Origin of the sequence: Morganella sp. HSTU-ASny43 (assembly GCF_022819185.1) — a bacterium.
Taxonomy (GTDB): Bacteria; Pseudomonadota; Gammaproteobacteria; order Enterobacterales; family Enterobacteriaceae; genus Morganella; species Morganella morganii.
Genome location: NZ_WSPG01000100.1, coordinates 1 through 270, shown reverse-complemented (window position 1 = coordinate 270; position 270 = coordinate 1). Strand labels below are relative to the sequence as shown.

The window sequence follows — 270 nt, the reverse complement described above, 5'->3', positions numbered from 1 at the left end:
GTACAAACGCTCAAGCTGGACAACAGCGCTGTCGGCTTTGAAGACCAATCGAACTCGCGCCCGGTCAAGGTGCGTGTCGAGCCGCTGAACGTGGTCGTGCAGAACGCCTCCTCCGATCTCGGCAAACCGGTCAGCGTGCAAATTGGCGCAGGGCTGGGTGCCAAGGGCAAGCTCGATGTGCGCGGCGAGGTCGTGCCGCAGCCGCTCAAGGCCGACCTGCGCGTGAACTCGCAGAACCTGTCGCTCGCAGGCTTCGATCCGTATCTGGAC

At 63.3% G+C, this 270-nt stretch carries 1 protein-coding gene; it reads left to right on the top strand.

Going from position 1 to position 270, the window contains the following annotated elements; genetic code table 11:
- A partial coding sequence (locus GN208_RS17975) for a DUF748 domain-containing protein (RefSeq protein ID WP_243828529.1) occupies nt 1–270 on the top strand: 270 nt, incomplete at both ends.